Consider the following 15,030-nt stretch of genomic DNA (forward strand, 5'->3'; position numbering starts at 1 on the left):
GATGTGACATGGCTGTCCGCTCGATAAATGACATAGAGGCTGTGCTTGCAGCCTATGACGCCTACATGATGCTTGAGCGCGGATTGAGCGACAACACACGCAGCTCCTACCGCGACGACATAGACAAGCTTGTGAAATATCTTGCCGAGGAGGGGAAGCGGTTGAGCGGCGTGACGCTTGACGACCTGCAGGCTTTTATTGCCGACCTGCACGACCTCGGTATCGCTCCGGCGTCGCAGGCACGCATTATCTCCGGGATAAAGTCATTTTTCCGTTATCTGAAGCTTGAAGGCTACATTGACGAAAATCCGGCTCTGCTGCTTGAGAGTCCGCGACTGGGGCGTCATCTGCCCGAGGTGCTGACCGTCGATGAGATCGACGCAATGGAGTCGTGTATCGACCTTGGTTCTCCCGAGGGGCAGCGCAATCTTGCCATTATGGAAACTCTCTACGGCTGCGGATTGCGCGTGAGCGAATTGGTCAATCTCGACCTGTCGCACCTGTTTCTCGACGAGGGTTACATCGTTGTGCGGGGAAAGGGCAGCAAGGAGCGCATGGTTCCCATATCGGATGTCGCCATGCACCATATACGCCTCTATCTTGAACAGCGCGCCGACATGGATATAAAGCCGGGCGAGGAGAACATCGTGTTTCTTAACCGACGGGGGCGCAGGCTCACGCGTGTAATGATATTCTATATCGTAAAGCGGCTGTGTGAGCTGGCCGGAATAAGGAAGGAGATAAGCCCCCACACACTGCGTCACTCATTTGCCACACACCTGCTTGAAGGCGGAGCCAATCTCAGGGCGATTCAGCAGATGCTCGGACATGAATCGATTGCTACGACCGAAATATACCTGCATCTCGACCGCTCGATGCTGCGTGACGAGATACTCGCCCATCATCCGCGCAACCGCAAGTGACGCATCACAACATTCCCTGCTCGACGAGCACGCACACACGCTCGATTATCGCATCGTCGGAATCCTTGTCGGGGTTGTAGCCCGCCTTCAGGTTGACACCGAAGAACTTGCCGAACGTTTGCCAGAATCCAGCACGGAATGTGCCGAGAAACGCTTTCAAAATAGAGTAGCTGCTCTGGTTGGTTTCGCGGTTTATCAGTTTTACGAGCATCTTTCCCTGGGAGCGCGTGAATTTCTTCAGCACGGGCTTGTACTGGTTGAATACCTCCTTTTCCATGCGCGTAAGGTGATCCTCACGCTCCTTCTGGGTGGGGAATGTTTCGATGTATTCGTAGGTTTCAAGAAGGGTTTCGGCAATAAGCTTGGCGTAGGGGAGTGTGCGCTTAACGTCACGCACCGTGCGCCAGTAAAACTGCTCCTGCTTCTTGTTCTTGAACTTCAGGGGCGGATAGTAGGTGATGTTGTTGAGCACAACCATCAGGGCGGTGTCGCCCTCCTCGGTGATGAAGTGATAGCGTCCCTTCACGGCTGCCTGTTGCGGATTGCGCGGCACGGGCACGCCGTCGGTGTCGAGCTTCTGGGCACACATCGACATTACACTTAATATCATCATAAGAATGGTTATAAAAACTCTCATAATCATATAACGTGCAATGTGGCTAAAAGATTATGCAGCAACGGCGTAATTAGTGCTCGGTGTGGGGATAGTCGACCGTGTAGTGCAGTCCGCGCGACTCCTTGCGCTCCATTGCCTGGCGCATTATGAGGTAACCCACGTTGATTATGTTGCGCAATTCGCATATCTCGCGACTTGCCTTGGAACACTTGAACAGCTTCTCGGTTTCCTCATAGAGGATGTCAAGACGGTTCCATGCACGCTTCAGGCGCAGGTCGCTGCGCACGATGCCCACATAGGTTGTCATTATCTGTCCCACTTCTTTTATGCTCTGGGTTATTAGCACCATCTCCTCGGGGTGGCGGGTGCCTTCATCGTCCCATTCGGGCACATCGTGACGGTAGGGGTAGTGGTCTTTCACCTCCATTGCGTGATGCGCGGCCGCATCGGCATATACAACGGCCTCGATAAGCGAGTTGGAGGCCAGTCGGTTGCCGCCGTGCAATCCAGTGCACGAGCACTCGCCCACGGCATAGAGTCGCTTGATCGACGACTCGCCGTTGGAGTCCACCTTTATGCCTCCACACAGATAGTGGGCGGCCGGAGCCACGGGTATGTAGTCCTTGGTGATGTCGATGCCGAGCGAGAGGCACTTCTGGTATATGTTGGGGAAGTGTTTCTTGGTTTCCTCGGGGTCCTTGTGCGTGACATCGAGATATACGTGCTCGTCGCCGTATTGCTTCATCTCGGAGTCGATGGCTCGTGCCACAATGTCACGCGGGGCGAGCGAGAGTCTTGGGTCATACTTGTGCATGAACTCCTCGCCGCGCTTGTTGCGCAACACGGCGCCGTAGCCGCGCATGGCCTCGGTGATGAGGAATGAGGGGCGGTCGCCGGGGTGATAGAGCGCCGTGGGGTGGAACTGGATGAACTCCATGTCCTTTACCGTGCCCTTGGCTCGGTACACCATGGCTATGCCGTCGCCGGTGGCCACAAGGGGATTGGTTGTCGTGGTATATACGGCTCCGACGCCTCCGGTGGCCATGAGTGTTACGCGGGCGAGGAATGTGTCGACCTTGCCTGTGGCGGGATTTAGCACGTAAGCTCCGTAGCAGGTTATGTCGGGGGTGCGGCGCGTAACGATTTTGCCGAGGTGGTGCTGCGTTATTATCTCGATGGCGAAGTGATCCTCGAATATGTCGATGTGGGGGTTGTTGCGCACGGCCTCGATAAGGCTCTCCTGAATTTCGGCTCCCGTGTTGTCCTTGTGGTGCAGGATACGGAATTCGGAGTGTCCGCCTTCGCGGTGCAGGTCAAAGTCGCCGTTTTCGTTCTTGTCGAAGTCGACGCCCCATTTTATGAGTTCGTTTATCTGTGACGGCGCATTTGTCACAACCATCTTCACAGCCTCGGGGTCGCTCAGCCAGTCGCCGGCTATCATCGTGTCCTCGATGTGCTTGTCGAAGTTGTCGACTGCAAGGTTGGTGACCGAAGCCACGCCTCCCTGTGCAAAGAATGTGTTGGCCTCTTCAAGCTTTGTCTTGCAGATTAATGCCACCTTTCCCGTACCGGCAACCTTGAGGGCGAAACTCATGCCCGCGATGCCTGATCCGATTACCAGATAATCATATTCGTAAGTCATATAGCAAAACTCTTTTTCGTGAATGCAAAGTTAATGTAAATCTTTGATTCCACCACAAATAAATTTACGCCTCGAGGGTGTCGGCGTCATGTCGGAGGCCGATTTGCGGAATCCACCGGCCCCGGAGAAGCCTGAACAGGAATATGGCGCCGCGGAAGGTGAGCTCGGCGCACATGGCTATCCACACTCCCTTCAGCCCCATGGAGCGTGCGAGAATCCACGCCAGCGGGAGCCTTACGGCCCAGATGCTGCCGAAGTTCATGATGGCGGGAACGGTGGTGTGACCGACCCCTACAAAGACTCCGTAGGCGACTATCGAGGCGGCAAACATGGGCTCGGCCCAGGCTTCGATGCGCAGCGACTCCACGCCGAGGCTCTGAATCTCGGCTACGGGTGTCATGAGCTCCATTATCCACGGCGCGGCGATCCACATGAGCACTCCCATGACCGACATCACCACCATGCCGAGGCCCACGGTGATGTAGCCGAACCGCTTGACGAGCTCGCGCCGCCCGGCTCCGTAGCTTTGGCCTACAAGGGTGGTGGCGGCATCGCCTATTCCGTAGCCGGGCATGTAGCACAGGCTTTCGGCTGTCACGGCAAATGCGTTGGCGGCTATGGAAAAGACCCCGAGTGGCGCCACAATCATTGTCACGGCTATCTGTGCGCCGCATATTACGGCGTGTTCAACGGTCATGGGCACCGATATTGTCACCGCCTTGCGGATAATGGACTTTCGGGGGCGATAGCTGCCGTGGCGGCCGCGCAGCCGTAGTTCGGGCTGTCGGTAACAGAGGTAATAGAGCATCAGTCCGGCTGTGACGGCTTCAGCGAGCACGGTTCCTAATGCGGCGCCGAGCACTCCGAGTCCGGCACCAGGAATGGTTATGTCGATGCCGTGCAGGTTGAGGTGATGTGACGGGAATATCAGCAGGAAGTTGAATAGGCAGTCCATGACACACATGAGGATGTTGAGCGCGCTCGGCACCTTCATGTTGCCTACGCATCGCAACATTCCTCCGGCCAGGTAGTTGAGCGTGAGCAGGGGCAATGCTGACACAAACACGAGGAAGTAGAGCGATGCCTGGGGGGTGATGTCGTCGTTGCCGCCGAGCCAGCGGGGGAGCGAGGGGGCGATGACAATGCCTATGGCCGTCACGGCGAAGCTGAATATGAGGCACGCGGTTATGGCTTGTCGCAGCACGTTGCGTGCGGCTGCGTCGTCCTTGGCTCCGACCTTGTGGGCGGCCTGTACCGAAAATCCCGTAGTGACGGCCGAACAGATGCCCCAGAAGAGCCAGAGGCTTGTCGACACAAGTCCTATCGCTGCCGAGTCGTCGGCTCCGAGCCGTCCCACCATCGACGCGTCGATATATTGCATGAGAATGCTCGACAATTGCGCGAGCATTGCCGGGAGCGACAGCATCACGGTGAGCTTCAGCTGTTGGCCGAAGCTCATCGGGGCACCTTCTCTTATTTGCGATATATCGGCCATGGGGTTGAGTAGGGCTACAAACTTACGGATAAATTCTGGATAATCCGTAAGTTTGTGCGTTTTTGTTCCGTTTTGCATTGAGTTTTGGGGGTAGTGGAGTTGTGCTTTTCAATGGGTTGATTTGTAGGTGGTTGATGGTGGACGGTTAGGGCCGTTTTGTGTTTTTGAGCGATTTTACTTTGTGTTTTTGAGCTATTTTACTTTGTGTTTTTGAAATAATGGATGGTGGGTTGCATGTCATGCTATCTTGGGATGTGCGTTAGCGGGAGCTGCGGAGCTGCTCAACAGGGTTGTGTTTGATAATTAGTTAGGGTTTTGTTTCCACAATTCCTCATTTTTCCAATCTTGGTTAAAGCCCATCGCTGCGATGTCGACTGAAGGAAATTTAGCCAATAACGTTGAGAGCTTTTCATTGAAGTTGTTGTTGGGGAAATCGAACAGAGGAAATATCGGATCATGCACAAGCGATAGTAAATACGCTTTTTATCAACATTTGTCGTGTCAATCCATGCGGTTTTTGGTTTTTTGGGTTCTGCCGGATTAAGCACGAAATCCCTATTCCACACCCTTGCGTGATGACAGCACATATTGCGAAGGTTGGCAAGTACCGTTAGCCAAGAGGTAAAAACCTGTGGTTTCAGGCCGAAATATCCTGCAATATGTTTCATCAGTTGGTTGCCTGATATGTTTGAATAAATGTAGTTCAAATTCCCGAAAGACAATACTTCCGTTATCATCCATGCCGGAGGGTAGGTTTCAATATAGTTGTGTTTGAAATTTTCAATGTAATCTTCTTTACTCGATAACAGCTCTTTTTCTATGATGGCCAATGTTTTATTAAACTTATCGGCATTGGCAAAATATTCCGGTTTTGTTATCCAATGCTTGTCATTTAATTCCTGGCATCCGATATTTGCCAATACACTGCGAATGGCTACTTCGATTTTTTCTATTTCATTGAATAGTAGAATACGGAGTTTCTTGTCAAAGCGGTAGAGGGTCAAAACTTGTTCAAAAGTAGTGCCATCTTTTAGTGCCAAATCGCTCTTGGGGATTTTGTAGAAAGGATAGATGTAAGCCGACAAGCGATGATAACCAATGTTAAGCAGATAATTTTCCACCTTATGCTCATATTTCATGAGCATGCCCCTTGATTTCAGGATTTGGACGATTTGTCCCGGGGTGGAATATGGTTTGTCGAAATTGATTTTCATGGTTGTATAATAAAAAACGACCCGCCGATTTGAGCATTGTTAAGAGGCTTGGCAGGTTCTAATGGTGCGAAGGTAGTAATAATATTTGTAATTGCCAAATAATCTGGGATATAATTAATATGCGGTGGCATGTGCGTTAGCCGGGAGCTGCGGAGCTGCTCAACAGGGTTAGCCCCATGCAAACGTGCCTTTGGGTACGTGCAGCGTGGGGTTGTGTCGTGCGCACACATCCCCATAGGGCTGCGTTAGCTGCCCAATAGCTCCAACATCCCATGGTGTAACGTTTTTATTGGGCAACTACGTAGCCCTTTTTCTTGGTGGGGGCGTGTGCCGTGTACCCGTGCTGCGGACGCCTAACGGCGGCCTTGCGCGGGCCTAACATTGTTAAGCAGCTAACGCAGCTTTTGCGCTAACGCGGGGATGTGCTGGTGGTGTGCGCCCTGCGCTGCGCGGGGCGAGAGCGGGAGATGCCGCGGAGAGTGGAGGCGGAGGGAGGGAGGGGAAAAAGGAGGAGGCAGCGAGAGAACCTGTCGCTGCCTCCGATGTGTGGGGATGTGTGTATAAAAAATAACTATATTTATGTGTGGTTTATTGTTTTCTTTGTTGCTATTGTTGTGCTCGGATTTGCTCGTAGGACAGACCCTCTTCCTCAGGAGTGAGGTCGCGGACACAACGTACCTTATTTATTTCATTGTATGCTTGTGCTGATGCTTCAAAATTGTGAGTACTAAGGTTCTGTGTAATCGAGCAAATTGTAGAGCTCTTATCTGTCAATCCTTTATTAGAATCTGCGGGAGTTTCTTTATCCCATGCAGGAATAGTCGAACTCATAAAATACCAATAATTGTTTTTGCCAAAATCTGGAATCGCTCCACTTCGCATCATGATTACAAGCTCCTTTTGATTGGGCACACGCCATCCTTTGCGATTTAAATTGTCATTTAAATTTTTACATGGAGTTGCCTCGTTTATAGAATTCTTATATTGATCAGGGGTTCTATATTTAACATCAGCTTCTGGTGATTGTGGGGTTGCTCTATTACCGATTAACGCTATTTCAAATCCGTACTGGCCGAGCATGTTGCCCTCGGAATTTACTTTATGAATAGCTATAGGTTTGACAGTATAATTGCGAAGCGAACTTCCATAGTAATGCTTAACTCTTACAACACCTCCGGTAGAATAGTCATCTTTTCCCAATTCTACCTCATAGGCGGGGTCAACAGGGTCTTCTTCGGCTGTTGCTGTAACAGTGCTTAAATCTACACCAAGATTGCGAATACAACGTACCGCCCATGGTGATTTACAATAAGTAGCAAAGTTGCTTATTGACATTCCCTGAGTTGTCCATATTGTGCGATAATCGCTTGATGCAAGAAATAAACGGGAATTATTTCCATCGCCATCACCTGATGCAGGGAAGGGCAATTGTGGATTGTTATCATAATTTAAGATAGGTTCCCTCAAAGAATTTCGTCCCATTATGACACGCATATATTTTCCTGAGGCGGGAAGATACCAACGAAGTTCATCGGCATCGATGACTCCATTACCATTGTTATCCCGGTTTCGGTTCATGCATGCGTGCATGGCATGGATAACTTGAGGAGGAATAGTATTGCCGGGAATTTGAGGATCATAGCTACTCATTCCTTTATTTCCGCCATCATCATCTTCTTCTTCTGAAAAACTATTAGGAGATAGCAGCACGGGTTGTGGAACCGGCCATGTTTTAGGGTCGGCACTAAAATTTTTAACGTAATAGGTTTGATTTGTATTTGTAATTCTGTTTACATTATTGACTTTGCCATAAGTTGTGTTAGCTGCATTTCCTGAATTGACATACGTATTCCAGTTACCGGCTTGGTTTCCTCCTCCGCGGCCTCCACTACCAATCCAAACGTTGTAGCGCCCGTTATTTACTGAAAGAGTGCCATTCACGCCATTTGAAGTTGTTACTGCTGGATAGGAGGTACCTCCTTCGACAGTATTAACTGTTCCTGACGGCCAACGAAGGTTCATGCCGAAAGTTTCATTGTCATATTCCACACCGATGGCCGTCTGTATGTTTTCGGTATAATCATAGTAAGTCTGTATCGACTTCTGCGATATACCGTACTTCGACTGATAGTAGCTGCTTTCTTTGTCGGTCGAAACAGATTGCGTCACATTGAGATAGGCCACACGGTTGGGCTTCATCACGTAATTGCGCCAATTTCCTGCGGTTTCAACTCCCGGATTTTCTGTTTCATTCTCATAAGTGTATTCATTTACAAATACAGTAAACCATCCATCGGTTGATTGAGCATATAATTTTTGCGCATTTTCACGAATTTCATTGAGATTGCATTTCATAAACGGAGTTCCATCAGGGCCTACAATTACTCCCGGATAAGGAGCGAGTGCATCCTCTCCTGTGGTTGGAACAATCTCCACCCACGAAAAATAACGGTAATTATTGTCATTCCTGCCGGGAATAGCATCGCCTGTGGATTTTCCGTCTTTGTCAATAGAATAGTTATAGGTATTTTCTCCATAGTAGGAACGCATGGAGAAACTGAATTTTTGGAGTTCTGTTTCTGTAAGCTGAATGTTGAATGCATTGTAATGCGAATCAAGTTCAAACATTTTATTTGTCACATCCGACACTATACCTTCGGCTCCGGGCTGGGGTTCTTCGTTATTGCGAAATGCTTCAACAATGATTGAATTGGCAGTCAATACCTTTACATTATATGTGTAGATTGAATTGCGTAAACTGTTGAAATCTTTAGGGTCGGGATTTTCACCCACATAGCCAAGATGGATTGTGTACACGGCATCTACTGTACGGCTGTCTACTTTATCAGGTAATCCGGTGACTCCATCGGGGTTTACAATCGGATCTTTTTGTATATAAGTGAGTTTTGCGCGTATTTCCATATAGGTGGCGAAGTTGTTGAGCGTAGGGGTTTCGGATGGGCACAAGCTTTTGTAAACGCCTGTGTTGGCATCGTTTTTTTTCCACTCCAATTCGCGATCTTGATAGTCGGTGCAGAAGTCGGCACGCCCCGTGCGCTTATTCTCCATCATCCAGAAGTCAAACGAATATACTCCGTCTTTTTCGTTGATATTAGTAGACGGATAAATCAATGATGACTTATAGTTCGTGTTTTTTTCAGCATCTTTTTCCAACGCATCACCGGCATTGGCATAATCTGTATTTTTTTCAGGTGCAGTTCCAACCGGTAGCTGTGGCCGTTCATACAACCAACTGTAAATGGGTACATTGTGTATGACAAACGATTCTGGCTCGATTTTTAAAATCTTTATGTCTGTGTTTTCCTCGGTTGCAGTCTGTAGATTTACTTTAACTTGTGTGAACGGGCGACGCAGGTGTATGCTTCCAGGCATTGCCACATTTCCGCCGTTTGTCTTTGGCAGAGGGATGGCATAAGGTTTTACTGTATTCCAATCAAAGTCAGCAGTATGCGATTCTTCAAGATATATTCCACTCATGGGAAGCGGATTTTGTGTTGCATTAGGAATATTAATATCAGCACTGCCTCGAAATAGTTCGCGTTCAATTATGATTGATCGGAAATCATCCCATGTTGATGCATTTTCAAGTAACTCCTTAAGTGAAGTACTTGTCCTTTTTTCGTCTTTAATTGTAAATCCAAAGTTGCGGTCAGGATTGGCCACAGCAACTATATAGCTACTTCCTGATTTCGTTTTTATATTTGTGAGTGCATGTCTGTTATGATCTTGAGTTCCTGCTACAAAACCATGGTCATTTTGGGCCTCAAGAAATAAACCGTTTTTACCATTATCGGTAAGAGTGCTTTCCCCTGAACGGGAATTATAAATTCCTATCCATAAGGAGTTCACCTTATAGGCATCTTCTGTGGACATGTCGGCACGCGAAGATATTTGTGTGAATGATGGAGTATTGAGATTTAAAGATATTGTCGTGTCTTCACCTTCAATCTGATTCTCACATTCAAACTTTATATCATCCTCACATGATGTCAAACCTATAAAAATGGCGATAAATGCAGGGATTATCTTAAGATATTTTATATAGTAGTTCATGTCTTATAATCAGTATGTCTTTGTATATTAATTAAATGTAGGGATGTCGACCTCGTGGCGGTCCCAGTCGCATACAGTGTAGCCAACATCGATTATGTTGGCTTCGCTGTTAACGCCGGTAATCTCGTAGCGGTAGATGTGGTTGCGCAGCAGGAAGTTGATTCCATCGTCGACGGCTTGTCCATTATTATAGTTTGCAAGTTTCATTTTGAATACCGGCGAGTCATCCTTTCCATCAGAATTGGGGTTGCTGACCGTCACCTCAATAAAGGGGTAGCGCTCATAGTCATGAGTCATTTCAGTGACCAATACCTTTGAGTACTCTACCACATATCCCGACCACACGATGCACTTGTCGGTACGCAGGGCTGTGGCGGCGGCATCTTCGGAAAAGGTGATTTCAGGCCCTTTAATCTCATCCATGAGCGGGGTTCTGTCATCGTTATATAGAGGTTTACCATTATTATCGGTTTTTTGTTGCTCTCCTATAACTGGGAATTTATATTCCGATTGAGGGGAGATTGTGGGGACGCTGACATCGCCCGATGAATCCATGCTCCATTCGCCTGTTGCGGTGCTCCAATTGCCGTTGTTGATATAGGGCATTATTGTTCCGCTGTTGTACCATCCGAAGAGCTCGACTTTGTCGACATGGAATCGGTTGTTATTGGTTGCGGGGCCCGTTACATCGATTCGGTCGATCACTTCGATTTTGGAGATGGCGCGAAGCATTTTTATGTTTTTGCCGTTGGCATTCTCATCGGAGAGATTGACGGGAACATCGTAGGTCGACTCCTTTAACTGGGCGGCTGATACAGTGAATTTCTGCATTCCGGCCATTGGGATAAGGCGATTGCCGTCGATGGAGGGAGTCCAGGGGCGATATTCACCTCCGGGGCCTCCGAGATGATAACCTTCAGGCTGCCGGAATGTTACGCACTGTGCGGCGATGTCGTCGATGGTGGTCACGCCGGGGGTGAGGCCGGGGTATTGGCCGTCGAGGCCGGTTGAGTGGCTGTTGGCGATGACCATGATGTAGAAGTTGATGTTTTCGTCGCCGGCCTTGACGGCTTCGTCAAAGTAGGGCTCGGTGATTGATGCCTTGATGGAGTACCAGGTGTAATACACATTGTCCTGGCCGGTGATTTCGGGGAAGATGGGGCGCAGGAGCGTGCGGTCGGCACCGAAGAGCAGAAACTGGCAGTCGGCCGTGTTGATGTAGTTTTCGGCGGGTGAGCCTTGGGGGCCTTCCGAGCAGTCATCGTCAGCACCGGCGCGTGACAGCAGTGAGCCGTCGGCACGCGACTGCTGCGCTTCGCGCGAGGCGGCGGGGTTGTAGGTCATCACTGTAAACTGCAGCGTCACCTTTGTGCCATCGTCGCCGTCGCCGGGACATGGTGAGTCCTCGTTGACACAGCCCGTCAGCGTCAGCATCATTGCCGAGGCTGCGGCGAGGAATTTATTGTAAAATCGGGTCATTGATTCAAGTAAATTTTTTGGGGGGGTTGATTTTAGCTGTGTCACGTAGTCGGTTATAGCTCGGTGTCCTGAGGCGGCACGATGCGCCATCCGTTGATGTAGACTCCGCCGGCTATGTACCAGTTGCGGTTGTCGTCGACGAAAAACATGAGCGAATAGTTGTCGTTGCGGTCGAGGTACTCCTGATCGCTCATCTGTCGGTTGTATTCGCCCTTGACCATGAGCAGATACTGGATGAGGTTGATGCTGATGATGTCCTCGCCGTCGGAGTTGCGGCGCACTACAAGTCGCGGGGTGCGGGTGTCGATGAGGCGGCCTGTCGACAGCTCGGCGAGGATGCCGTTGGCCTCGGTCTGCGCGCGTGCGGGGGCCTTGGATGCGGCCTGGGCTTCGGGCTTGTCGAGCGATGCCGATGTGAGGGTCATGGCCCATGGGCGGTAGCTGAACTGCGTTGTCGACACCACTTTGTTGAGGTAGTCGAGCTCGTTGTTGGCTGCCGTTATGTAGAAGCTGAAGTCGTCAGCGTTCATGGTGGTGCCGTCGGTGTTCTGGAGGAGCACCTGCATCACGTTGGTGTCCTTGGTGAGGCTTACGGGGCCGAGCGTCACGTTGCCGTAGGTGTCGGGGAAGTCGACTCCGCGCATGATGCCGTGGTAGAGGGGCACGATGTCACGGTCGACATAGAGGCCGGCGTCGGCTGTGCCGTCGAGGGGCATCTTGGCTCCGAGGGTGTTCATGGCGCTTCCCGGGGCGGCCGAGGCGACTTCAAATGCGGTGGGATTGTCGACGGGCGACTTGCCGGTGGCCCACACGAGGAGGTCGTATTTGCCGGGGAGCACCTCGACATCCATGAAGTAGTCGGGCGAGGCGAGTGCGGCGCTGTTGTCGGTCTTGCTCATGACGAGTTGGCCGTTGCTGTCGTAGATGTAGAGGGTCACCGATTTCACTTCGTGGGGAAATGCGTTGGCCCACTTCATGTTCATGTCGTAGGTGAAGGTGACTCGGTAGTGTACCGAGCAGTCGCCCTCGTCGTCATATATGGCGCTGTCACACGACGACAGCGACCCGAGGGCGATAACGCCCCATAGCAAGGTGATGATGCCCGTCAGGTGTCGGATGCAAGTAAGTTTCATAACGGTTGGTCAATGTTATATCGTTGTTGTTTTTGTTTTGTCGTTGTTGTGGGGCGTTTCCGCCTTTATATTGTTGTGGGCCTCGGTTGGGCGGGGCCTCGTTGTTGTCGTTGTTGGGTGGAGTCGATGCTTGCGCTTCGGCTTCGATTGCGGCCTTGGTGAGGGCTGCGGGTTGCTTGCGATTGGCTTGCGGGTTTCGGGGAGAGGTTGGTTGCGGTGAGAGAGAAAAAGCGGAGGGGAGCCCCGGAGGGACTTCGGGAGGAAGCTTCCTGAAGGCTCCCCTCTGCTGATTATCAAATCATTTTGCCATTTTTATGTTGTTGCGTGACAAGTCACGCGAAATGGGCCGATTAGAGTTCTACATCCTGAGTGGGAACGATGCGCCAGTTCAATACATTCAGCTTAGCTGAGATGTAGTAAGTCTGCTCGTCCATAGGAGGAACGATGGGCTGGTTCTCATCACGGAGTGCAGTTGCAAGACCTGTAATGCTTGATACATTCAGGTTGTAAACGTGGTTACGTACAAGACCGAATGAACCCGGAACACAGTCCTCAAATTTGATAAGGTTATCTACAACTGCGCCTTCGGGGAATCCAAGATGCTTGATGGGCACGCTGAAGTAGCAAAGACCTTCACCATATTTGCGAGCATATCCGGTAGACAATAGCTCTGCATTGACATTGTTAATGTTTGTTGCGTCGATTGACTGATACTTATTGTCGCCAGTTGCGTTGGGGTTATACCAATAATATCCGGTTACGTTGGGTTTTAGCTGAAGAGCAACAAAACGACCGGCAACAGGCTTTCCTGCGATTTCGCGTACAGCATAGGAGGGGTGCTCAACTATGAAATTGGAAGCTTCTGTAACAGGAACGGGCTGATAGTTAGGTGTTTCACCTTCAGCAGCTGTGTTTTTAACAACAGTGTACTGCTGTTTTACCATAGCTTTTATCAGGTCTTCGTCGCTTTTGTAGAGATTCCACTTGTTTCCGGTTCTACCATAAAGATAGAATGTTGAATTATCGGGAAGTGCAGTACCATCAGTAGCGGTAACTTTATAACGACCTACGATGACTGCAGAAGCCATAGTTGCGAGAGGATTGAACTTATCGGCTGCTGTTGCTGCAGCGTCTCCATTCCATGCTTTTGCACTTGCTGTTGTTTCACGAGAATAGAATGCTCCTTCAAATTTGTTATTAGTAAATTTAATAGAGGTTTGTAATGTGGGTGCACCTGTCATTTGAGCTGTACCTGCAGCGTTCAATATCTTGCTTTGTGCTATTTCGTTGTAGGTGAAATAGTGGAGTTCATAGGGATACTGTGAATAGTTTTCGTAAGCAGCATCACCTGCAGCATTCCTTATGACGTCCTCAATGTTGTCGGAAACACGAGGATAATTAAACTTATAATATGAGGGAGAGCAAGCCCAGTATGAACGGTGATTATCGGGATCATTCCAAGTCCAGTCAAAGATATCGATCAGGTCGGAATACGAGGGCTTCGTATTTGCAACTCCGTTTTCAATCAAACCATAATGCTTAACGGCATATTCCTGCTGGTCGATAGTATTGGGACGCCAGTATTCGGGAACGAAAGTCAAGGTGTAGCCATTTACGCCATCGAAAGGTTTTATAGTAGCAGCATCACCGGTTCCTGTGTTGTCCAGGCTCAAATTAATCTTGGCTGCATAACGTTCAACATATATATCTATTGCAGGACTCGCTGCTGCTTCTTCCTGTGTTTTAAACAATTGTGAAGTTGTGATAGGAGTCGCTACCATACGAGCGTTTGTTTCACCAGATATGGGGTTGTTACCGTAATAAACCGAGTTAGACATGGGGAAATGTCCATCTGGAAATCTAACAAATGTAACCTTTTTTCCCTCAATTTCATCAAGGCTGAGCTTAACGAAACTGTCATCTCCTGCGGTGGGATTTACAAATGCCATAACGTATGAAGGCAAGTTTTCACCTTGTGACAATTTCACCTCAATTGTTGATTGCCATACCTTACCTACATTTCCAGTAGTTCCTTGAGTGTTGTCAGATTCTGTTCCATCGCCACCTGAAGGATTAAATGTTCCGTTAGTATCGCTGGATTCGTTGTTGCTGAATGTCATTTTGTAACGTTCTCCAGTCGGCATTCCCTGAGCGTCATAGAACACGAAGAATAGGTTGTGAATATAGTTCTCTCGACCCACACCGGCTTCAAAAGTGGGGTCGCCTTCAGCGCGAGAACCGCTTGAGGTAGGATTGCTTATCGTGACATTAAGGTAGCGCACCATGTCGTATTCAACCTTACCATTGTCGATACCTTTGTCAAGGTCATCGTCGGAACATGCTGTTACAGCACCGCCCATTGCCAAGGCGGCAAGTGCTCCGAAAAGAAAGTTAATTTTTTTCATTGCAATTAATTATAAAAAGTGATTAAACAAATATTAATTTTCACACACT

At 49.4% G+C, this 15,030-nt stretch carries 9 protein-coding genes; 1 reads left to right on the top strand and 8 read right to left on the bottom strand.

Features of this window, described 5'->3' with window-relative positions; translation table 11 throughout:
* Window positions 1-8 precede the first annotated feature (8 nt).
* Window positions 9-923 carry a site-specific tyrosine recombinase gene (locus tag E7746_RS13000; protein WP_123394808.1) on the top strand — a complete coding sequence of 305 codons (915 nt, stop codon included), beginning with the start codon at window positions 9-11 and terminating at the stop codon, window positions 921-923.
* Window positions 924-927: 4 nt separating this feature from the next.
* On the opposite strand, the gene E7746_RS13005 is transcribed toward E7746_RS13000, so the two are convergent.
* From E7746_RS13005 to E7746_RS13040, 8 genes are all read right to left on the bottom strand, one after another.
* Complete coding sequence (locus tag E7746_RS13005) at window positions 928-1,536, bottom strand: DUF4294 domain-containing protein (protein ID WP_238337228.1); 609 nt, start codon at window positions 1,534-1,536, stop codon at window positions 928-930.
* A 73-nt stretch (window positions 1,537-1,609) separates the two neighbouring features.
* Window positions 1,610-3,181, bottom strand: a complete 1,572-nt coding sequence (gene nadB, locus E7746_RS13010) for an L-aspartate oxidase (RefSeq protein ID WP_136411076.1) — start codon at window positions 3,179-3,181, stop codon at window positions 1,610-1,612.
* A gap of 64 nt (window positions 3,182-3,245) precedes the next feature.
* Complete coding sequence (locus tag E7746_RS13015; protein WP_136411077.1) at window positions 3,246-4,676, bottom strand: MATE family efflux transporter; 1,431 nt, start codon at window positions 4,674-4,676, stop codon at window positions 3,246-3,248.
* Window positions 4,677-4,957: 281 nt separating this feature from the next.
* Window positions 4,958-5,890, bottom strand: coding sequence for an Abi family protein (locus E7746_RS13020; RefSeq protein ID WP_238337230.1), 933 nt, complete (start codon window positions 5,888-5,890; stop codon window positions 4,958-4,960).
* A 606-nt stretch (window positions 5,891-6,496) separates the two neighbouring features.
* Window positions 6,497-9,964: a hypothetical protein gene (locus E7746_RS13025; RefSeq protein ID WP_136411078.1), complete on the bottom strand. Its 3,468-nt coding sequence runs from the start codon at window positions 9,962-9,964 to the stop codon at window positions 6,497-6,499.
* Between the two features lie 27 nt (window positions 9,965-9,991).
* Window positions 9,992-11,443 carry a hypothetical protein gene (locus E7746_RS13030; RefSeq protein ID WP_136411079.1) on the bottom strand — a complete coding sequence of 484 codons (1,452 nt, stop codon included), beginning with the start codon at window positions 11,441-11,443 and terminating at the stop codon, window positions 9,992-9,994.
* 53 nt (window positions 11,444-11,496) lie between these two features.
* A complete protein-coding gene (locus E7746_RS13035) occupies window positions 11,497-12,576 on the bottom strand; it encodes a FimB/Mfa2 family fimbrial subunit (RefSeq protein ID WP_136411080.1) in 1,080 nt (359 codons plus the stop codon).
* Window positions 12,577-12,926: 350 nt separating this feature from the next.
* Window positions 12,927-14,981, bottom strand: a complete 2,055-nt coding sequence (locus E7746_RS13040) for a fimbria major subunit (protein WP_136411081.1) — start codon at window positions 14,979-14,981, stop codon at window positions 12,927-12,929.
* Between the last annotated feature and the right edge of the window lie 49 nt (window positions 14,982-15,030).

The organism is Muribaculum gordoncarteri (genome assembly GCF_004803695.1).
Taxonomy (GTDB): domain Bacteria; phylum Bacteroidota; class Bacteroidia; order Bacteroidales; family Muribaculaceae; genus Muribaculum; species Muribaculum gordoncarteri.